We start from the raw sequence: 18,608 nt of genomic DNA, 5'->3' as shown, positions 1-18,608 counted from the left end.
CGGCCGGGGTCGAAGTGTTGCCGGATGCTGTTGCGCGGCAAGATCTTCCCACTGTCCTTTTCGGAATTTCCCGGCCGCTCAAGGTGTTGACTTAATCAACACCCGGGGGCACACTCGGCGCATCCCCGAACCCGCCGAACCGAAAGGCGCACCGATGCCCGACACCGCCGCCGCGACGTTGCTGATCGACGGCCGCTGGCAGTCCGCCCCGGCGACCTTCGACGTCGTCGACCCCGCGAGCCTCGCCGTCCTCGGCCAGGCCGCCGACGCGGGGCCCGGGCAGGCGCGGGACGCACTGGCCGCGGCCGCGCGCGCCGCCCGGGGCTGGGCGGACACCGATCCGGAGACCCGCAGCGGCCACCTGCGCGCCGCGGCCGCCGGAATCCGCGCGCGGCAAAGCGAACTGGCCGCGTTGCTGAGCCGCGAGAACGGGAAACCGCTCGCCGAGGCGAACGGCGAACTCGCCGGAGCCGCCCGGATGCTGGAGTGGGCGGCGGAGGAGGGCCGCCGCGCGTACGGGCGGGTCACCCCGGCGAACGCGGCCGGCCCGGGGCTCGTGCTGCGCGCGCCGGTCGGCCCGGTGCTCGCGATCACGCCGTGGAACTTCCCGGCCAGCATGCTGATCCGCAAGGTCGGCCTCGCGCTCGCGGCGGGCTGCCCGGTCCTCGCGAAACCGGCCGAGCAAACCCCGCTGATCGCCACCGCGCTGCTGGAAATCGTGCAGGACACCGGATTGCCGGACGGCGTGCTGCAGTCGCTGACCACCACGCGGCCCGCCGAACTCGTCGGGGAACTGCTGGCCGACCGGCGGCTGCGCAAGGTCAGTTTCACCGGTTCCACCGAGGTCGGGCTGGGCCTGCTGCGCCAGACCGGCGACATTCTCCGCCGCACGTCGCTCGAAATGGGCGGGCATTCCCCGGCGATCGTGTTCGAGGACGCCGATCTCGAAGCGGCCGCGGCGGGCGTCGTCGCCGGGAAGTTCTTCAACGCCGGGCAGAGCTGCACGGCGGTGAACCGGTTGTACGTTCACGAAAGCGTCCGCGACGACCTGCTTTCCTTGATCGAAAAGAAAACCGCCGCGCTGAAGGTCGGCCGGGGCGACTCCGAGGGCACCGATGTCGGGCCGTTGATCGACGAGGCCGGGCTGGCGAAGGTGGAGAACCAGGTCGCGGACGCGGTCGGCAAGGGCGCGCGCGTGCTCGTCGGCGGCCGCCGATGGTCGGATTCCGCGCTGCCGGGCCATTTCTTCGAGCCCACGGTGCTGGCCGACGTCACGCCGGACATGCTCATCAGCCATGAGGAAACGTTCGGCCCGGTGCTCGCGGTATCGGACTTCCGCACCGACGACGAAGCCGTCGAATTGGCCAATTCCACCGATTACGGCCTCGCCGCCTACGTGTTCGGCACCGATCTGCGCCGCATCTGGCGCACGCTCGACCGGCTCGATTTCGGCGTGTTCGGTGTCAACGACCCGGCACCCGTGCGTCCGGAACTTCCGTTCGGCGGCCAGAAGAACTCCGGCCAGGAACGCGAAGGCGGGGCCGAAGGCATCGAGGCCTACACCGAGACCAAAGCCGTCGCTCTGCGGTTCTGAACCGCTCCCCGAAAGGAATCCGCATTGACCACCGCCGAACTCGCCGCCGCCGACCGGCGCGCCCTCATCCATCCGCACACCGTCATCGGCGACCCGGCCGAACCACTCGTCCTCGACCGCGGCGAAGGCGCGCTGCTGTGGGACACCGACGGCAAGCAATACCTCGACGGCACCTGCGGCCTCTGGCAATGCCCGGTCGGCCACGGCCGCACCGAACTCGCCGAGGTCGCCGCCGAACAGATCCGCAAACTGGAGTTCTACTCGTCCTTCGGCGACTACTCCAACGCGCCGTCGATCCGCCTCGCCGAACGCCTGCTGTCGCTCGCCCCGGCCGGGCTGGAGCGCGTTTTCCTCACCAACGGCGGTTCGGAGGGCAACGAAACCGCGATCAAACTCGCCCGGCTCGCCTTCCACCACGCGGGCTCGCCGGAACGCACCGTGGTGCTGGCCCGGCACGGCGGCTACCACGGCATGGGAGGCGCGTCGCTGGCCGCGACCGGGATCGAGGGCCTGCGTGCCGGATACGGTCCGCTGCTGCCGGACGTCGAATGGCTCGGCAAACCGCACGGCCTCGAGCACGGTCCCAACGCGACCGAACTGCTGGTGGCAGAATTGGAAAAGCGCATCGAGGAGATCGGTCCACATCGGATCGCCGCGTTCATCGGGGAGCCGGTGCTCGGCGTCGGCGGAATGGTGCCGCCGCCCGAGGGTTACTGGCCACGCGTGCAGGAAGTGCTGCGCCGGTACGGGATTCTGCTCATCGTGGACGAGATCGTGACCGCGTTCGGCCGCACCGGGCATTGGTTCGGCAGCGAGCATTTCGGCGTCGAACCGGACATGATCGTCACCGCTAAGGGGCTCACCAGCGGGTACATTCCGATGGGTGCGGTCCTCATTGGACGGAGGGTGCTCGAACTCGCCGAAGGCGCGACGTTCCTGCACGGCTTCACCTACAACGGCCACCCGGTCGGCGCGGCGGTCGCGCTGGCGAATCTCGACCTGATCGAAAAGGAGAACCTGCTCGAACGCGCCACCGTCCTCGGCGCCCGGCTGCGCGCGCGGCTCGATCCGCTCGCCGAACTGCCGCACGTGCGCGAGGTCCGCGGCGTCGGCCTGATGCTCGGCATCGAGTTCGCGGACCGGCCCACCGCGCCGGTGCAGGCGGGCTGCCGCGCGGACGGCGTGGTGGTCCGCGCGTCCGGGACCAGCATCGTGCTGTCCCCGCCGCTGGTGATCACCGAGGACCAGATCGACACGCTGGCCGACGTGCTGGGCAAGCACGTCGCGGCCGCGGCGAGCTGACGGAGGAGCCATGAGACGCCGGATGCCGACGCTGTTGTCCGCCGCGCTTCTGCTCGCCACCGCCGGCTGCGCGATTTCCGAGGGCGGCCCGAACTCGCTCGTGTTCGTTTCCTACGGCCAAGGCGCGTACCAGGCGGGCCAGCGCGCGGCGTGGCTCGACCCGTACGAGCAGAGGACCGGGACCACGGTCACCCTCGACGGCCCGTCGAGCAACGCCAAGCTCAAGGCCATGGTCGAGGCGGGGAAGGTGACCTGGGACGTCGTCGACACCGACGCGTCCGCGGCCGCCGCGGTGTGCGGGAGCCTCCTGGAGCCCATCGACATGGGGGCGCAGGCCGCCGGGTTCCCGGAAGGCTCGCTCACCGACTGCGGAGTGCCGGACGCCTTCTTCGGCATGATGCTGATGTACGACTCCAAGGTCTACGGCCAGCATCCGCCGACGAAACTCGCGGATTTCTTCGACCCCGAGCAGTTCCCCGGCCGCCGCATCATCTACGGCGGCGATCCGAGCGTCGGCACCATCGAGGCCGCGCTGCTGGCCGACGGCGTGCCGCGAGACCGGCTGTATCCGCTGGACCTGCGCCGAGCGCTGCGGATGTACGACCGGATCCGGCCGCAGCTGTCCATCAGCAGCACGTACGGCGACCAGCAGCAGCGCATGGCCGGCGGGCAGGCGGATCTGGCGCTGATTGTCAGCGCCCGGGCGTTCTCGCTGCTCAAGGCGGGGGCGACGAACTGGAAGGTGGTGCCTGACATCCCAGTGCCAGTGACCTGGGATGTCTTGGTGGTGCCGAAGGGGACGGCACGCGCCGAGGAGGCGAAGAAACTCATCCGCTTCGCCTCGCAACCGGCGCAAGCGGCGGACTTCGCCGCGCGGGCGGGCGTCGGGCCGGCCAACACGGCCGCCCCCGCCGCCCGTTCGGAGATCGGCCGCCAGCTCGACATCTGGGGCGAGGGCAAGGAGGACTTGCGAGTGCTCAGCAACGTGCGTTATTGGGCGGCGAACCGGCCCGCGCTGGTGAAGGCGTGGTCGGATTGGACGACCGGATGACCGCCGCGGCGACGAGACCCCCGGCCGTGCCGCGGGCCGGGTCCGGAAAACGGCGGACCTCGTGGCTGCTGCTGCCCGCCGCGGCGGTGGTGCTGGTGTTCTTCTTCTACCCGCTGGCCGTGATCCTGTGGCGCAGCTTCACCGAACCGTCGTTCGGGATCGGCAACTACCTGGCGGTGCTGGGCGACGAGGTGCAGCTCCGGGTGCTGCTGCGGACGTTGCGGACCGCGCTGATCATCACCGCGGCCACGCTTGTCATCGGCTACCCCTACGCGTACGCGATGACGCTCGTCGGCCGCCGCGCGCGGTCGGTGCTGACGCTGCTGGTGCTGATGCCGTTCTGGACCAGCCTGATGGCACGCAACTTCGCCTGGTACGTGCTCGAACAGCGCGGTGGCGTCCTCGACAAGGCGCTGTCGGCGATCGGCTTCGACGGCGTGGTGCTGCTGGGTTCGGTAGCCGGCGTGACGGTCGCGATGGTGCAGGTGATGCTGCCGTTCATGGTGCTGCCGCTGCAAAGTTCGATGCTGAGCATCGACCGCAGCCTGCTGCACGCGGCGGGCAGTCTCGGCGCACGGCGGCCGGTGGCGTTCCTGCGGGTGTACCTGCCGCTGTCGATGCCGGGCGTGCTGGCCGGGGTGTCGGTGGTGTTCATCATGTCGCTGGGCTTCTACATCACCCCGGCGCTGCTCGGCACGCCGCAGCAGGCGCTGGTCGCGCAAGTGATCGGCACCCAGGTCAACGACCTGCTGGACTTCGCGGGCGCCGGTGCGCTCGGGACGATCCTGCTGGTCGTCACGCTCGTGGTGCTCGCCGTGCTCAGCCGCGTGGCCGCGCCGCTGGGCACCAGTGCGGCCGGAGGTGCCGGCCGTGGCTGACAAGCCGTCCATCAGCAGGGCCGCCGCGGTGCGGCAGCGCAGCCTCGGCTGGGGCTTGCGGGTGTGGGTCGTCCTCGTCGCGTTCGTGCTCGTCGCGCCGACGCTCGTGGTGATCCCGATGAGCTTCGGCGCGGGCTCGACGTTCGAGTTCCCGCCGAAGGACTGGTCGTGGCACTGGTACGCGGAGTTCTTCACCAGCAAGCAATGGCTGGCCGCGCTGGCGAATTCCGTGCAAGTCGGCCTGCTCGCGGCGGCGCTGGCGACGGTGCTCGGCGTGGCGGCCGCGCTGGCGCTCGACCGGATGCGCGGGGGCGTCGTGAGGCAGCTGCTGATGGCTCCGATGATCCTGCCCGGCATCGTGGTGGCGGTCGCGATCTACGGGGTTTTCCTGCGCTGGCAGCTGAACGGCACGATGCTCGGTTTCGTGCTGGCGCACGCGGTGCTGGGGCTGCCGTTCGTGCTCACGTCCGTGCGGACGAGCCTGGCCGGGTACGACCCGACCATGGAGAAAGCCGCGGCCAGCCTCGGCGCGCCCCGGCTCACGACGCTGCGCAAGGTCGTGCTCCCGATCATCGCGCCCGGCGTGCTGTCCGGATTCGTGTTCGCCTTCGCCACGTCGTTCGACGAGGTCGTGGTCGCGCTGTTCCTGCAGACGCCCGCGATCAAGACGCTGCCGGTGAAAATGTACGAATCGATCGTGCTGGAAATCGACCCGACGATCGCCGCCGCGTCGAGCCTGATCGTCGTGTTCACCACCCTTCTGCTGTTCGTCCCCGCTGTTCTGCGCCGAAAAGAGCACTCATGACTGACGGAATCGCGACCGCACACGTGACGAAGGCCTATCCCGGCGTCGACCGGCCCGCCGTGGACGACGTTTCGCTGCACATCGCCGACGGCGAGTTCATGACCTTCCTCGGCCCGTCCGGTTCGGGCAAGACGACCATGCTGTCGATGATCGCCGGGTTCACCCCGCTCACGTCCGGATCGATCACTGTGGACGGTCAGGAGATCTCCCGGCTCAAACCGCACCGGCGGAATCTCGGCGTGGTTTTCCAGCAGTACGCGCTGTTTCCGCACCTGTCGGTGGCGCGCAATGTCGCTTTTGGACTGACCCAGCGCAAGGTGCCGAAACCGGAGATCGCGCGGCGGGTGGACGAGGTGCTGGAACTGGTCGGGCTCACCGCGGTGCGGGACCGGTTGCCGCGTCAGCTTTCCGGCGGTCAGCAGCAACGGGTCGCCTTGGCGCGGGCGGTGGTGTACGAACCGCGCGCGCTGCTGATGGACGAGCCGCTGGGCGCGCTGGACAAGAAACTGCGCGACCAGCTGCAGCGCGAAATCGCCCGGATGCACCGGGAATTGGGAATGACGTTCCTCTTCGTGACGCACGATCAGCAGGAGGCGCTTACCTTGTCGGACCGGATCGCGGTGTTCAACGACGGCCGGATCGAACAGGTCGGTACGCCGGAGGAATTGTACGAGCGGCCGAAAACGTTGTTCGTCGCGCAATTCGTAGGGGAGTCCAACGCGTTGTCGCTCACGCCGGGGGAGGTGACGATCGTGCGGCCGGAACGATTGACCCTGCACACTTCCGCGGATCCAGTCCCGAGTGGACACCAGCGGGCGAGCGCGCGGGTGACCGACATCGTGTACGTCGGGGATCACACGCGGATCTGGTTGCGGTACTCCGACGGTGCCCGCGGTTGCGCGGTGCTGTCGGCCGGGGTCGCGCACGACCATCGGCCGGGGGACGAGGTGATCGTCGCGTGGCATCCGGAGCATCAGGCCGTGGTGCCGAGCGGCGACGTTCCGGAATTGGCGGCGGTATGACTGAGGATCTGCTGCTGCGCGGCGGGGTAGTCCGGACTTTCGACCCCGTGGTCGGAACGGTTTCCGCGGTGCTGGTCTCGGACGGCCGCGTCGCCGCGGTCGGCGACGACCAGACAGTTTCCGCCGCCGCGGCGCCGGACGCACGGGTCGTCGAGCTGGCCGGCCGGACTGTCCTGCCTGGACTGAACGACGCGCATCTGCACCTGGCCTTCCACGCGGCCGCCGGTCCGGAGTTCTGCGTGGACCTTTCCGCCGTCTCGGACCTGGCTTCGCTAGCCCGTGCGCTGGCGGACGCGCCGCCGGGGGAGTGGATCGTCGGCCGCGGCTGGCGGGAAACGACGATCGCCGAGTTCGCCGACGGTCGAGCGGCGCCGACCCGCGCCTGGCTCGACGGGGTGACCGGCTCGAAACCGACGGTGCTGCATCACGCGTCGTCCCACGAGGTGTGGGCGAACAGCGCGGCGCTCGCCGGTGCCGGAATCACTGCCGCGACCCCGGATCCGGAAGCCGGGGAGATCGTCCGGGACGCCGCCGGGGAGCCGACCGGCGTGCTCGTGGAGAGCGCGCAGGAACTGGTCGCTTCGCTGGTGCCGCAGCCGAGCCGGTCCGTCCGGCTGGATTCGATCGTGCGCGGCATGGAACGGCTGAACGCGCTCGGGATGACGAGCGTGACCGACCCGATCGTCCCGCCGGACCTGTGGCAGGACTACCGCGACCTGCACGCCGCCGGCCGGCTGCGGATGCGGATCACCGCGCTGCTGCACTGGAACTGGCCGTCGCCGGCGACTTCGGCCGCTTCGCTGGCGCAGCTGCTGGACGAGACGGACTTTTCCGTCGGCGACGACCTGCTGCGGATCGGCGGCATCAAGCTGTTCGCCGACGGGGTGCCGACGCACTGCACCGCGTGGATGCACTCGGCGTACCCGTCCGGCGGGCACGGAAGCCTGGTGACCTTCGGCCCGGACGACGAGGCGCGGGTCCGTGAGCTGCACGAACTGATCCGGGTCGCGCACGTGCGCCGGGTGCGGGTGCAGGTCCACGTGACCGGCGACCGAGCCGCGGACGCGGTAGTCGACGCGATCGAGGCGGCCCAGGCGGCCGACCCTTGGCCAGCCGCCCGGCACGCGCTGATTCACGGCACCTTCCTGTCCGCCGCGGTGCTCTCCCGCCTGGCGCGGTCCGGGATCGGAGTCATCACCAGCTCGCTGATGCGGACCTACAGCGGCCCGTCGATGGTCCGGGTGCTGGGCGAGGCTCGCTGGGCCGACGCGTTCCCCGCGCGAGCCCTGCTGGACCACGGCGTGGTGGTCGCCGACAGCTCGGACGCCCCGGTGACCGTGCCGGACTGGCGCCGCGGCGTGGCCACCTTCACCGGTTCGCCCGGGCCGAACGCCTACGCCGCGGTGGCCAGCCCGCTCACCAGGGAGGAAGCGCTGCGGTTGTGGACCACCGGCCCGGCGTGGCTGGAACACGCGGAGGACGCCAAGGGCACTCTCCGCGTCGGCTCCCTCGCCGACCTGGCGGTTTTTGCCCACGATCCGGTCACCGCGGCGGAGGCGGAGTTGCTGAGCGTACGGTCGGATCTGACTGTGCTCGGGGGACGGATCGTGACAGAGTGAGGTTTCGTGTACAGCAGCAATACGGACGCCGACCGCGGCGCTTTCGTGTGGATGGTGAAGAACGCCGTCGTGCCGCGGCCGATCGCGTGGGTCAGCACGGTGGACGGCGAGGGCGTGCGGAATCTCGCGCCGTTCAGCTACTTCGCGCCGCTGACGATGGACCCGCCGACGGTGGTCTTCTCGATTTCGGAAGCGACAAAGGACACTCTGGCCAACGTTGAGGCGCGGGGCGAGTTCGCGATCACGATAGCGCTGAGCGGCCAGGAGGAGTTGGTCGCGCGCACTGCGTCCACAGTGGACTCCTCAGTGGACGAAGCGGAACAGGTCGGGTTGTCGTGGACGCCCGGGGTGCGGATCGCCGTGCCGCATCCCGCGGGGGCGGGCCCGACCCTGGAGTGCACGCTGGTGAAGATCGAGGAATTCCGCGGCGCGCACCTGGTGTTCGGCGAGGTGGTCGGAGTAGCGGTGGACGACCGCCTGCTGCGCCCGGACGGCAGGCTGGACCAGGACGTGTACCACCCGGTGGGCCGCATGGGCGGCGCGACGTTCACCCGGGTGGACAACTGGGTGCGGGTGCCGATTCCCGCTCCGGAGGAGTTCCTGGCCCGAGGTCAGCACTCGGACGCGGGCAGCTGACCCTGCCGGCAGGCCGATTCGCGCTGGACTTCGCCGGAGGTCCTCGGCCGGCCGGGGCCGCCGGGGTCGAGGTAGCCCTGGTATTCCTTGCAGCGCGGGTTGAACTTGCCCGCGGTGACCGCGCGGAGGCCGCAACCGGGACTGGTCGCGGGATCGCGCCGTTAGGTTTTCGGCGTGGTGGTCTTGGGCGCGCGGGTCGCTTTGGCCGGGGTTGAGGCAGCCGGCGGTGCGGTGGCCGGGACTGCCGCGGCGGACAAAGCTGGTTCCGGAGTGAGCTGGCTCGTCGGAGGTGCTCCGGCGACGGCGTGCTGGGCAGGCGGATGTCCGGTGCACCCGGCCAGCGCCAAGACCAGCGCGACGGCGGCCGCGAGGCGGGTCCGGGTCATGCCAGGAAGACGGTCCCCGGTCCGTGATCGTTACCGCGCTTTCGCGTAGCCTCGACCCGGTCCGCACCTGAGCAGGGAGGTTCCCGTGGCCGACGCAACCCTCTCCGGGGTCCTCGACCGGCTCGCGGAGCTGCACGACCCCAAGATCCGGGCCGTCAACGAGAACCACGGCGACGACCACAGCGTCAACCTCGGCAAGCTCCGCGCCCTCGCCAAAGAACTCAAAGCCCAGCCCGACCTCGCCCGCGAGCTGTGGCGGACCGGCGACACCAACGCCCGTCTGCTGGCTCTCCTCGTCGCGCGGCCGAAGCAGTTCGACCGTGCCGACCTCGACACGATGCTGCGCGAGGCGGGCACCCCCAAGGTCCACGACTGGCTCCTCGCGAACATCGTCAAGAAGAGCCGCCACGCCGAGGACCTCCGCGTGGCCTGGCTCGACGATCCCGATCCGGTCGTGGCGAGCGCGGGCTGGGCGCTGACCGCTGATCGCGTCGCCAAGAAACCCGGCGGGGTGGACCTTTCCGGGCTGCTCGACGTCATCGAAGCCGAGATGAAAACCGCCCCGGACCGGTTGCAGTGGGCGATGAACCACTGCCTCGCCCAGATCGGCATCGAAAACCCCGGCCTGCGCGACCGCGCGATCGGCATCGGGGAGCGGCTGGGAGTGCTCAAGGACTACCCGACGCCGCCGAACTGCACCTCGCCCTACGCGCCGGTGTGGATCGCGGAGATGGTCAAGCGGAAGGCTTGACGAAACCCTGACGAACACCGTAGTCGCCGCAATCCTTCCAGTCGCACGAGCGTGCCCTGCGAGATGATCGTCGGTTCCGCGGGCAGCCAGGCCGGCTCCGCGAAGGCCACGCGCCACACCGGGGCCGATCCGGTCGGCGAGGACCGGGACTACGGCCGTCAGGTCCGCCGAAGCGGGCCGCCAGCCGCCGTCCACGAAACCGGCGGGAGGCAGCGGCGGCTTGAGCCGAAGCCTCGGTTCGGCGGGCGGGTGGCGTCGGCATGGCGGGCTCCGATCCCGGCCGCGGGACCGGCGAGCGGCTCGGGCGAGCTAGGCGAGCTGGCGCGAGAGGAGGATGCCGCTGCCGAGGAGGATCTCCAGCGCGGCATCGGTGCTGTCGGCGGCGGAAGCGGCGCTCAGCGCGCGTTCCGCGGCGTCCGGCGAGGCTTCCGGCGGAATCGCCAAGAGCGTCAAGTGGTGGAGGCGCGGCCCGACCACCACGACGGTGTGCTGCTGGAGGCCGAAGAATCCGGCCAGCCGCACCAGATTCGGGCCGTGCGCCAGACGGGCGGGCGCGAGATCCCAGGCGGTCGGGTTGAAGCCGATCCGGTCCACTCGTCCGGAGCGGTCGGCGAGCGCGGCGACGAGGGCGCTGAACTCCGTGACCGGTTCTCGCGAACGAGGCCACCAGGCACCGTCGAAACAGCCTTTCGCGGCACCAGGTTCCTTGAGCCGCAACCGGTTTCCGGTCGCGAGGGATTCGATCACCGGGCCGGCGGCACGGTGCTGGGGGACTGGCATCATCGGGGCGCTCTCTCCGGCGTGCGGGTGGCCCGGCGGCGGATGCCGTCGGCGCTGCGCGGCGGAAACAGGGTGCGCGCCGAAGAAGAGGGCAGGGCGTCAGCGGCGACGGTGCCGCGCTCGGCTTTCGTGCGGCTGCGGGTCGTTCCGTTCGCTGGAGGGGGCGGCGGGCTGGCGGAACAGGCCGCCGTAGCGGTCGTCCTGCGGCCGCACGAGCGCGCCGGGACGGGGCGTCTCGTCGACGGGATGGCTGAAAACGAGGGTGCTGACGAAAGTGGTGATCGGGTTTTCCTTTCCGGGTAAAGCAAGATCCGCCGGACACTGGGAATCAGGAGGCGGATGAGCCACGTCGCACCACCGCCATTCCCTGGTGGGCGCCACCGGCCGGCGCCGCGAAGCGGTTGCGGCGAGGGCGGCTCGGCGGCCTATCGGCCGCTTGGGGTGACGGTGGTGTGCCGTGGGCCCGGCTACACGCCGCGCTTTCGTCCCCGCCACGAGGGGGCTGGGCTGCCGGCACGGGATGTTCCCGGACACCACCGACGGTACACCCCTGCGTCCCGGCCGCGGGGACCGCCGAGTGCCCCGGCCGGTGCGGTGCGCCGCCGCACGAGTGCCGTTCCGGGCTTTCACCAGGGCGGGAAGCCGCAATCGGGTGAACCGGAGTTCGCCGTGCCCAGCCGTGCTGAACCCGCGCCGGGCGCCTGCTCGGTGTAGGGTTCGGGGCAAGGACCCCAGACCTCGGTCGCGCCGATCGAGCCGCGTCACGGCTGCCGACGACCGAGGAGGTTCCGCGCATGGCGGAAATCCGCGAGAACGGGCCTTTTCGCCGGGCGGGTGCGTCCAGGGAGCGTTTCCGTCCCGCCAGGGCCGGCAGTTCCCGGACGGCTTCCGGCCCGCTTCCGCGGCCGGCCGGTCCTTCTCACGGCATCGGGTGGCGTCCTCCCGCCGCCCGCACTCGACTTGGAGTTCCACAATGGACGAAATGAAATCGGCGGCCCCGCGAGGGCCGGGCCCTCCGCACGGAAGCGATTACGCCGAGCTGTCGGCACTGGTGAAGTCGGCGGGATTGTTCCGCCGCCGTCCGGTGCACTACCTGATCCGCGGCAGCGCGGCCTTGCTGGCTTTCGGCGGGGCCTGGGTGCTGCTCGCGCTCGCCGGCGACGGCTGGTGGCAGCTGGGCACCGCTCTGCTGCTGGCGGTCGCCTACACGCAGCTTTCGTTCCTCGGCCACGACGCCGGGCACAAGCAGATCTTCCGGGGCCGCCGCGCGAACGACGCGGTCGGCACGGGACTGGCCGGACTGGTCGGCCTGAGCTACGGCTGGTGGGTGGGCAAGCACAACCGGCATCACGCGAACCCGAATCTCGAGGACTCCGATCCGGACATCGACATTCCCGCGCTGGCGTTCAGCACCGGCCAGGGCCGCGCGAAGGCGGGTTTCCTGCGCTGGATGGCGAAATACCAGGCGTTCCTGTTCTTTCCCTTGCTGCTGCTGGAAGGCCTCGACCTGCACTGGTCGGGGATCAAGGCGGTGTGGCACGGCGGGATCAAGTCGCGGAGACTGGACGCGGTGCTGCTGACCGGTCATCTGGCCGCGTATCTCGCGGCGGTGTTCCTGCTGCTGCCGCCGGGGATCGCGGTCGTGTTCATCGCGGTGCACCACGCCGCGTGGGGCGTCTACATGGGATGCTCGTTCGCGCCCAACCACAAGGCGATGCCGCACCTGGAGCAGGGCCACCGGCTGGACTTCCTCCGCCGCCAGGTGCTGACCTCGCACAACGTCCGCGGCGGCCACTGGATGACGTACGCGCTCGGCGGGCTGAACTACCAGATCGAGCACCACCTCTTCCCGAACATCCCGATGGCGACCTTGCGGCGGGCGCAGCCGCTGGTGCGGGACTTCTGCCGCGCCCGCGAGATCAGCTACAGCCAAGGCGGGCTGCTGCGCACCTACGCGGACGTCCTGCGGCATTTGCACCAGGTCGGTTCCCCGCTGCGGGCGGCGCCGGCCGGCGGGGGCGGTTCCCGATGACGGCTGGGCGGAGCCGGGAAACCGCGGCCCGGGTGACGATGAAGCGGGCCGGCGCCGAACGCGGGCACGTCGACGGCGGCTGGTGGCCGCGTTCGGCTGACCTGGCCGCCGAACTGCCCGCACTGGCCGCCGCGCTCGAAGAGTGGGTGGGCCCGGTGGCCCGCGTGTCGTATCACCTGGACACCTGGGGCCCGGCCGCGCGCAAAGTCCGCCTCGGCGACCGGACCGTGCGGCTGGAAGGGTTCCGGGAGACGGATCCGGACACCGTCATAGTGCTCGGGACGGACTCCCGCCGGGTGAGCCTGCTGGTGGTGCCGGAGGAAGTCCCCGGCGGGGCGGCCCGCGCGGTGCTGCGCTCGGCCGCGGACGGCGATTCCACCGCCACCGCGGCGGAAATCCTGTCCGCCAACGGCGCGGCCGGAACACGGTGACTGCTATGTCCATTGTGGACTTCGAACGGCCGCGGGCCGGCCAGCGCGGAGACCGGAGATGAACGGCCTGCGCGCCGCGCCGCCGCCCGCGGCCCGGCCCGCCGGCACCTGCCCGGTGTGCCGGCACGAGAAGACCGGGCACGACGCGATCGCGGAACGCTTCTGCGCCGCGACCGCGGCGGCCGGACACCACCGCGGCTGCGCTTGCGCCGCGGGAAGCACGGAAACCGCTGAAGAGGACGGGAACATGGCCCGCGAGCTCGACTACGTTTCACGGTACGACCAGCGGCTCGCGGCGGTACGGGACGTGCTCAAACAAGACACCGGCCTGACCGACGCCGCCTGTCAGGCTTTGGCGGCGCGGTTGCTGCACCTTCTCGACGAGGCGCCGGAACAACTGCGACGCTGACGGCCTTCGCGCGTCCGGGCCGTCCCGCGTCGGTGAGGGGTGCGGGAGTCCGGCCTCGGCCAGGGGCTGGCCGGAACCCTTGCCGATCGCTGTTGCGCGGGCTCCCCGGCCGTGAACACGGTGGTGAGCGGAGACGGCTCGAACGGTGTGGTGAGCGGAGGAGGCTCGAACGAGGCGGCTCTCGTCGAAGCGGGCCACATCGGAAGCCCGGCCACAGCGCCCGCGGCCGAAAGCGAACGCGATTCCGGCCGGGACTCGTGGGCAGCAGCGCACTCCTCGACCACGCACCCTCGCTGGACTACGCCCGCCGCCATGCCACGGAACTGCCGCGCGAACGAGCCGCAGTGCTAGTGCAGGACTGGCTGCGCACCAGGTAGCAAAAACGCCCCCGCGATCAACCGCGGGAGCGCTTCCGCGCCACTACGCAGCCACCATTCGTCTGGATCCTCCACCGGCAGTGCTGCCGGGAAACGGAGCCCGCGCACGGCTGGACACCAGTTCCGCCCGCTCGGCAGGCAATTTCCGGCGCGCTCCCTGGTCTCCGCCGAGGTCCGTGGGGAACTCTGACGGAATCAGATTCCTTCAGAGGGTGTTCCGAAACCCGGGCAGCTAGTCGTTGAGCCTTGTGCTATGTGGCGGCTTGCCCGCCTCCACGCAATGGCCTCCACGCAATGGCCTCCGCGCCACGCCCTTATCGCAGCCGACGCCTGGCCACGCCACTGGGTTTCGAAACACAAGCTCAGGGATCCTCTCACGGACCTTCGCATCCCCGGCCGGGGGAGCAGCGCACTCGGAGGCGGGTCCGGCGGGATGACCGGGCATTGCGGCGGCACTGGAGCCCGGCCGGAGCGGCGGTCGTTCGAAGGAGTCGGAGCCATGCGCGCGGCTCCGGCTCCGCACGGGATCAGCCTCGCTTCAGCAGACCCTGCATCTCGGCGATCTCCGCCTGCTGCGCGTCGACGATCCGCTGCGCCAGGGCCTTGGCCCCGGCATCCGCCCCCTGGGCCAGCTCGGTCTTCGCCATCTCGACCGCGCCCTGGTGGTGCTTGATCATCATCTCCAGCCACGACCGGTCGAAGTCCGCGCCCTTGGCGGCGTCCAGGCTTTTCATGTCGGCGTCGGACATCATGCCGGTCATCTGGTGGTCGCCGGACATTTCGTGGCCGCCGGGCATGGAGTGGCTCGCGGCCGGGGCGCCCCAGGCCGTCAGCCAGCCTTGCATCTGCCGGATTTCCGGGTCCTGCGCCTTGTCGATCCGGCCCGCCAGGCCCACCACCTTCGGATTGCTGCTGCGCGACGGCACCATTTTCGCCATCTCCAGCGCCTGCTGGTGGTGCGGGATCATCTGCTGGGCGAACGCGACATCAGCGGCGTTGTGCCCCGCCTGCGCACTGGGCGCGGGAGCCGGGGCGTCCGGGCCACCGCACGCGCCGAGCAGGAGCGCGGCGGCCAGCACGGCGCCGCCGAAAAAGATTTTGCGCATGAAAAAACCTTCTCTCAAAAGGAAAATTGCGAAGCAAGACCGGAACGGGAATGCCGATCAGGTTCGCAGCACGCAGAGAGAAGTCAGGACGACCCGGCCCCGTCTGTCGGGCGGGCGGTCGGTCGCGGGGGAGCCGCGCGTGCCGTCGAAGGCTGCGGTCACGGCGGTGTACCGGCGGAACGCCAGCAGGCCGAGGACGAGCGCGCTGGCGGCGTACAGGACCGCCAGGCATAGATGCAGCATCGAGTGTTCGCCGGCGGGCATGCCGGAGTCGGCGGCCGGGGCGGTCGAATGCGTCTCGACGGACACCTGGTTCGTCATGGCGTGCCCGGCGGCGGGGGAGGGCGCGTGGTGCATCACGGCAACGCCCAGCGCCAGCGCGAACAGCAGCAGCACCCGCTGCACGCTGCCGAGCCGGGACGTCGCCATGGGGCCAACCGTACCCGGCACCAGGGAGTCCGCGCGGGGCGGACAAACCGGTCACGCTCAGTGGTCGGCGAACGCGTCCCGTATCGGAAGTTGAACATTCACTCAACCGGGTTCCAGCCCGTGGCGCCGAGGCTGCCCCCGCTCGCCCGGGGCCGGGGTGTGCTACTAGGTTCGAGGGGGCAAGACTTGATGTCGAAGACAGAAGGAGGGCCCATGGCCCGGTACGAGCTGCCCGAACTCGATTACGACTACGGTGCTCTCGCGCCGCACATCTCCGGTGAGATCAACGAGCTGCACCACAGCAAGCACCACGCGACCTACGTGAAGGGCGCGAACGACACGCTGGACAAGCTCGCCGCCGCGCGGGAGGCGGGCGACTTCGGCTCGATCGTGGGGCTGGAGACGACGCTGGCGTTCAACCTGGCCGGGCACGCCAACCACGTCGTGTGGTGGAAGATCCTCTCGCCGGAGGGCGGGGACAAGCCGACCGGCGAGCTGGCCGCGGCGATCGACGAGGCGTTCGGCTCGTTCGACAAGTTCAAGGCCCAGTTCACCGCGGTGTCCACCACGATCCAGGGCAACGGCTGGGGCGCGCTGTCGTGGGACCCGATCGGCAAGACGCTGATCACCCAGCAGCTGCGCGACCACCACAACAACCTGATCCTGCCGACCGTGCCGATCCTGCTGGTCGACGTCTGGGAGCACGCGTTCTACCTCGACTACAAGAACGTGAAGCCGGACTACGTCAACGCCCTGTGGAACGTGTTCAACTGGGCCGAAATCGGCAAGCGCTTCGACAACGCCGTCGCCGGCGGCAACGGCCTGCTGCTCAGCTGAGTCCGACGCACTGAAGGCACCGGAAACGGGGTCCGGCCCACGCGGCCGGGCCCCGTTTCGCACGTTCGGCGCACTCCTCGCCCGGGTGGGGGAAAAGCGCTGCGGCAAATGTCGGGAACTGCTGCTCCGCCGCGTCCGGCAACGCTTGCACGGCCTGGTTCCCGGTGCATCCGGGCGTGCACGCCGCACGCCCGCCGAATGCGCCGATCCGGCGGGACGATTTGCCCGCGTTCGCGGTTCCGCTTAACCGTGGGTGGAAGCGCCACCTGATTCAGCGAGATTCGCTGGCATTCGGTGGGTTCTTTCCACAACCGGAAAAAGCGCCTGGACAGCGGCGGATCGGCGCGGCACTCTGGAAGCGCAACCATGTCGGGGGGCAGGGGGAGCCACATGGCGTTGCGCATTCATTTCACCGACGACGATTTCGGCCGGACGAGGCGGCGCACCGGCCCCGATCCGCTGTGGGAACTGGTGCTGAGCCTGACCGCGCTGCAGAGCCGCCGCCCGGCGGGCGGGCCGCGGGTCTGGTCCGCGCGCGCCCGCAAGCAGCTGCGCCGGGAAGGGCTGCTGCCGCACCCCCGTCCGGTGCCCGCGCTGGAACTGCGCACCCGGGCGGTGAAGGCGCTGCCGCCGGGAGGACAGTCCGGCGCCGGCGAGGCGGCGGTCCGCCGCACGGGTGCGCTGAGACCGGCGGACCGGCGGCGGGAGATCGGCCCGGTCGCCGGGGACGGCGTCGTGCACGTGGAGAAAACGAAGCTGCGTGCCGGTCTTCAAACGTTTTTCGTGCACGGGACCGCGCCGTCGTGGGCCGGGGAGCTGGCCGAGCGGGCGCTGCTCGGGGCGGTGCCCGCGTCGTACCCCGCTGCGCGGGCCGCGGTCCGGCCGTCCGCCGGAGACGAACGCGTCGCGCCGATCCGCTGGGAGCGCCCGGAAACCTCCGGCGAACCTTCCGCGGACCGCAGTGTCTACTTCGGAGGCTTGCTCGTGATCCCGGCGTATTTCCGGGTCGTGGAACCGGATCCGGCGACCGGACCACCGCCGCCGGTGGTACTGGCCCGGCGCGCGCTCGAGGCCGCCCCGGACCCGCTGCCGGACCTGCTCGGCTCGACCCGGGCCCGTGCGCTGCACGCGCTGGCGGTCCCGCGGTCCACGGCGGAACTGGCCGGGGAGATCGGCGTGACCCCGGACGCGGCGGGCAAACACGCGGGAGTCCTGCGCCGCGCCGGATTGGTGGAGAGCCGGCGGGACGGGAATACCGTCCGGCACGCGGTGACGGCCACCGGACAGGCGTTGCTGAGCGCGTCCGGCGGACGGCGGGAATGATGGTGCGGCCCGGAAAAACCTCACGTACTGGCGGAAGACAGCGGCAATAAACGACGGGCCGGGCACCTGCTCTGTGTGGCGTTACCCACGAATGAGTGAAAAGAATGGGTGAAATCGGGCGGCGGCCGCGACGTCGCTTGCCCGTGCCGGACGCCTTTTCCTGCGACTTGGGCACATTTGTTCCCCAACCCTGCCGCGTTCCGGGTTTTCCCGGCATTCTCGGTGCATGGCTTCTGCAGGTTTCCGCGCGTCCGCGGTGCGCGGTCGCGCGGTCCTCCTCCCGGTACTGGCCGCGGCCGTCGCGGTCTCGGCGCTGGCCGGGGTCTGGCTGGGCCTGTGGATCCACCGGGAGGGCTCGGCGGCGATCGACCGCGCGCCCGGCCGGACGATAGTCGCCGCCGTCGAACCCGGATCCGGTGCGCTGCGCGGAACCGAGGGCGCCGCGATGCCCGACACCCGGCGCGTCCGGTGGACCGCCCCGGACGGCGGTGCGGAGGAGGCGAACATTCCGTTGCGTTCCGATCCGGCGGCGCGTGGTTTGACGCGGGTGCGGGTGGATGCGCGGGGTCAGTTGCGGTCGTCGTCGCCGGATCGGGCGGATGTGTGGTCGGTTTCGGTGCTGACGACGGTGGCGTGGGAGATGGTGACGGCGATCGCGGGGTTCGCGGTGTTCCGTCGTTTCGCGCGGGGGCGCGCCGTCGCTTGAGGGGTCGGCGCGGGCGGTGCGGAGGAGGCGAACATTCCGCTGCGTTCCGATCCGGCGGCGCGTGGTTTGACGCGGGTGCGGGTGGATGCGCGGGGTCAGTTGCGGTCGTCGTCGCCGGATCGGGCGGATGTGTG

At 70.7% G+C, this 18,608-nt stretch carries 19 protein-coding genes; 15 read left to right on the top strand and 4 right to left on the bottom strand.

Annotated features, from left to right (window positions below):
- Positions 1–154 precede the first annotated feature (154 nt).
- From F9C12_RS07415 to F9C12_RS07380, 8 genes are read left to right on the top strand one after another with little or no spacing between them, the layout of a single operon-like run.
- Positions 155–1,594, top strand: a complete 1,440-nt coding sequence (locus tag F9C12_RS07415; protein ID WP_409465295.1) for an aldehyde dehydrogenase family protein — start codon at positions 155–157, stop codon at positions 1,592–1,594.
- 24 nt (positions 1,595–1,618) lie between these two features.
- A complete protein-coding gene (locus F9C12_RS07410; RefSeq protein WP_409465294.1) occupies positions 1,619–2,896 on the top strand; it encodes an aspartate aminotransferase family protein in 1,278 nt (425 codons plus the stop codon).
- 10 nt (positions 2,897–2,906) lie between these two features.
- Positions 2,907–3,947 carry an extracellular solute-binding protein gene (locus tag F9C12_RS07405; RefSeq protein WP_409465293.1) on the top strand — a complete coding sequence of 347 codons (1,041 nt, stop codon included), beginning with the start codon at positions 2,907–2,909 and terminating at the stop codon, positions 3,945–3,947.
- Positions 3,944–4,825: an ABC transporter permease gene (locus tag F9C12_RS07400; RefSeq protein ID WP_409187024.1), complete on the top strand. Its 882-nt coding sequence runs from the start codon at positions 3,944–3,946 to the stop codon at positions 4,823–4,825. The genes F9C12_RS07405 and F9C12_RS07400 overlap by 4 nt, the downstream gene beginning before the upstream one ends.
- Positions 4,818–5,630 carry an ABC transporter permease gene (locus F9C12_RS07395; RefSeq protein ID WP_409465292.1) on the top strand — a complete coding sequence of 271 codons (813 nt, stop codon included), beginning with the start codon at positions 4,818–4,820 and terminating at the stop codon, positions 5,628–5,630. Before F9C12_RS07400 ends, F9C12_RS07395 begins: the two co-directional genes overlap by 8 nt.
- Entirely contained in the window at positions 5,627–6,652 is a 1,026-nt protein-coding gene (locus F9C12_RS07390; RefSeq protein WP_409181239.1) for an ABC transporter ATP-binding protein, read from the top strand. The genes F9C12_RS07395 and F9C12_RS07390 overlap by 4 nt, the downstream gene beginning before the upstream one ends.
- Positions 6,649–8,271 (top strand): amidohydrolase, encoded by a 1,623-nt coding sequence (locus F9C12_RS07385; protein ID WP_409465291.1) that lies wholly within the window; start codon positions 6,649–6,651, stop codon positions 8,269–8,271. Before F9C12_RS07390 ends, F9C12_RS07385 begins: the two co-directional genes overlap by 4 nt.
- Before the next feature lie 6 nt (positions 8,272–8,277).
- Positions 8,278–8,907, top strand: a complete 630-nt coding sequence (locus F9C12_RS07380; protein ID WP_409465290.1) for a flavin reductase family protein — start codon at positions 8,278–8,280, stop codon at positions 8,905–8,907.
- Positions 8,908–9,068: 161 nt separating this feature from the next.
- Here F9C12_RS07380 and F9C12_RS07375 read toward each other — a convergent pair whose 3' ends face one another.
- Positions 9,069–9,293 (bottom strand): hypothetical protein, encoded by a 225-nt coding sequence (locus F9C12_RS07375; RefSeq protein WP_409465289.1) that lies wholly within the window; start codon positions 9,291–9,293, stop codon positions 9,069–9,071.
- A gap of 85 nt (positions 9,294–9,378) precedes the next feature.
- Between F9C12_RS07375 and F9C12_RS07370 the strand changes: the two genes are divergently transcribed.
- A complete protein-coding gene (locus F9C12_RS07370) occupies positions 9,379–10,044 on the top strand; it encodes a DNA alkylation repair protein (RefSeq protein ID WP_409465288.1) in 666 nt (221 codons plus the stop codon).
- A 309-nt stretch (positions 10,045–10,353) separates the two neighbouring features.
- On the opposite strand, the gene F9C12_RS07365 is transcribed toward F9C12_RS07370, so the two are convergent.
- Entirely contained in the window at positions 10,354–10,827 is a 474-nt protein-coding gene (locus tag F9C12_RS07365; protein WP_409465287.1) for a DUF5994 family protein, read from the bottom strand.
- Positions 10,828–11,797: 970 nt separating this feature from the next.
- Between F9C12_RS07365 and F9C12_RS07360 the strand changes: the two genes are divergently transcribed.
- The 3 genes from F9C12_RS07360 to F9C12_RS07350 are packed head-to-tail and all read left to right on the top strand — an operon-like array spanning position 11,798 to position 13,696.
- Positions 11,798–12,856: a fatty acid desaturase family protein gene (locus F9C12_RS07360; protein ID WP_409465286.1), complete on the top strand. Its 1,059-nt coding sequence runs from the start codon at positions 11,798–11,800 to the stop codon at positions 12,854–12,856.
- Positions 12,853–13,287 carry a DUF5994 family protein gene (locus F9C12_RS07355; protein WP_409465285.1) on the top strand — a complete coding sequence of 145 codons (435 nt, stop codon included), beginning with the start codon at positions 12,853–12,855 and terminating at the stop codon, positions 13,285–13,287. Before F9C12_RS07360 ends, F9C12_RS07355 begins: the two co-directional genes overlap by 4 nt.
- Before the next feature lie 58 nt (positions 13,288–13,345).
- Entirely contained in the window at positions 13,346–13,696 is a 351-nt protein-coding gene (locus tag F9C12_RS07350) for an RGCVC family protein (RefSeq protein WP_409465284.1), read from the top strand.
- A 904-nt stretch (positions 13,697–14,600) separates the two neighbouring features.
- Here F9C12_RS07350 and F9C12_RS07345 read toward each other — a convergent pair.
- Positions 14,601–15,179, bottom strand: a complete 579-nt coding sequence (locus F9C12_RS07345) for a DUF305 domain-containing protein (protein ID WP_409465283.1) — start codon at positions 15,177–15,179, stop codon at positions 14,601–14,603.
- A gap of 57 nt (positions 15,180–15,236) precedes the next feature.
- A complete protein-coding gene (locus F9C12_RS07340; protein ID WP_409465282.1) occupies positions 15,237–15,608 on the bottom strand; it encodes a hypothetical protein in 372 nt (123 codons plus the stop codon).
- Positions 15,609–15,821: 213 nt separating this feature from the next.
- Here F9C12_RS07340 and F9C12_RS07335 point away from each other — a divergent pair, with 213 nt between their 5' ends.
- From F9C12_RS07335 to F9C12_RS07325, 3 genes are all read left to right on the top strand, one after another.
- Positions 15,822–16,445, top strand: a complete 624-nt coding sequence (locus tag F9C12_RS07335; RefSeq protein WP_409465281.1) for a superoxide dismutase — start codon at positions 15,822–15,824, stop codon at positions 16,443–16,445.
- 390 nt (positions 16,446–16,835) lie between these two features.
- Positions 16,836–17,768, top strand: a complete 933-nt coding sequence (locus F9C12_RS07330; RefSeq protein WP_409465280.1) for a winged helix-turn-helix domain-containing protein — start codon at positions 16,836–16,838, stop codon at positions 17,766–17,768.
- 226 nt (positions 17,769–17,994) lie between these two features.
- On the top strand, positions 17,995–18,474 hold the full coding sequence (locus tag F9C12_RS07325; RefSeq protein ID WP_409465279.1) for a hypothetical protein: 480 nt from the start codon (positions 17,995–17,997) through the stop codon (positions 18,472–18,474).
- Positions 18,475–18,608 lie beyond the last annotated feature (134 nt).

Origin of the sequence: Amycolatopsis sp. GA6-003 (genome assembly GCF_046267895.1) — a bacterium.
GTDB lineage: Bacteria > Actinomycetota > Actinomycetes > Mycobacteriales > Pseudonocardiaceae > Amycolatopsis.
The sequence above is the reverse complement of the archived record's forward strand: the minus strand, read 5'-3'. Positions and strand labels throughout refer to the sequence as shown.

Bases quoted from the DNA above. Each gene is read 5' to 3' on its own strand.
- F9C12_RS07340 (WP_409465282.1), bottom strand. From the start codon at position 15,608: ATGGCGACGTCCCGGCTCGGCAGCGTGCAGCGGGTGCTGCTGCTGTTC.
- F9C12_RS07360 (WP_409465286.1), top strand. From the start codon at position 11,798: ATGGACGAAATGAAATCGGCGGCCCCGCGAGGGCCGGGCCCTCCGCAC.
- F9C12_RS07390 (WP_409181239.1), top strand. From the start codon at position 5,627: ATGACTGACGGAATCGCGACCGCACACGTGACGAAGGCCTATCCCGGC.
- F9C12_RS07355 (WP_409465285.1), top strand. From the start codon at position 12,853: ATGACGGCTGGGCGGAGCCGGGAAACCGCGGCCCGGGTGACGATGAAG.
- F9C12_RS07330 (WP_409465280.1), top strand. From the start codon at position 16,836: ATGGCGTTGCGCATTCATTTCACCGACGACGATTTCGGCCGGACGAGG.
- F9C12_RS07405 (WP_409465293.1), top strand. From the start codon at position 2,907: ATGAGACGCCGGATGCCGACGCTGTTGTCCGCCGCGCTTCTGCTCGCC.
- F9C12_RS07335 (WP_409465281.1), top strand. From the start codon at position 15,822: ATGGCCCGGTACGAGCTGCCCGAACTCGATTACGACTACGGTGCTCTC.
- F9C12_RS07400 (WP_409187024.1), top strand. From the start codon at position 3,944: ATGACCGCCGCGGCGACGAGACCCCCGGCCGTGCCGCGGGCCGGGTCC.
- F9C12_RS07325 (WP_409465279.1), top strand. From the start codon at position 17,995: ATGGCTTCTGCAGGTTTCCGCGCGTCCGCGGTGCGCGGTCGCGCGGTC.
- F9C12_RS07350 (WP_409465284.1), top strand. From the start codon at position 13,346: ATGAACGGCCTGCGCGCCGCGCCGCCGCCCGCGGCCCGGCCCGCCGGC.
- F9C12_RS07375 (WP_409465289.1), bottom strand. From the start codon at position 9,293: ATGACCCGGACCCGCCTCGCGGCCGCCGTCGCGCTGGTCTTGGCGCTG.
- F9C12_RS07345 (WP_409465283.1), bottom strand. From the start codon at position 15,179: ATGCGCAAAATCTTTTTCGGCGGCGCCGTGCTGGCCGCCGCGCTCCTG.
- F9C12_RS07385 (WP_409465291.1), top strand. From the start codon at position 6,649: ATGACTGAGGATCTGCTGCTGCGCGGCGGGGTAGTCCGGACTTTCGAC.
- F9C12_RS07365 (WP_409465287.1), bottom strand. From the start codon at position 10,827: ATGATGCCAGTCCCCCAGCACCGTGCCGCCGGCCCGGTGATCGAATCC.
- F9C12_RS07415 (WP_409465295.1), top strand. From the start codon at position 155: ATGCCCGACACCGCCGCCGCGACGTTGCTGATCGACGGCCGCTGGCAG.